The organism is Bradyrhizobium sp. 2TAF24 (assembly GCF_052115025.1).
Taxonomy (GTDB): Bacteria; Pseudomonadota; Alphaproteobacteria; order Rhizobiales; family Xanthobacteraceae; genus Bradyrhizobium_A.
Genome location: NZ_JBFRFW010000080.1, coordinates 1 through 401, shown reverse-complemented (window position 1 = coordinate 401; position 401 = coordinate 1). Strand labels below are relative to the sequence as shown.

General features: G+C 72.3%; 1 protein-coding gene. It reads right to left on the bottom strand.

Annotation, left to right across the window (positions count from 1 at the left end):
- Window positions 1–341, bottom strand: a 341-nt coding sequence (locus tag AB4Z37_RS33000; RefSeq protein WP_441520884.1) for an IPT/TIG domain-containing protein, incomplete at its 3' end; no start/stop codon positions are given.
- Window positions 342–401: the final 60 nt, after the last annotated feature.

Here is a 401-nt window from a genome sequence, read left to right as displayed (position 1 = left end):
GCGTTCGTCCCGCCCGCCGTCGTCACGAGGACGCTCGCGCTCCCCGCCGTGCCGGCCGGCGTTACCGCCGTGATCGACGTGGAGGACACGACCGTGACCGACGTCGCTGCCGTACCGCCGATCGTGACGCCCGTCGCGCCGGTGAAGTTGGTGCCGGTGATGGTGACGCTGGTGCCGCCAGATGTTGGGCCGGTGCTCGGCGAGATCGCCGTCACCGTCGGCGCCGCGACATAGGAGAAGAGCGTGTTCGCGGCGTTCGTCCCGCCCGCCGTCGTCACGAGGACGCTCGCGCTCCCCGCCGTGCCGGCCGGCGTTACCGCCGTGATCGACGTGGAGGACACGACCGTGACCGACGTCGCTGCCGTACCGCCGATCGTGACGACGCCCGTCGCGCCGGTGAA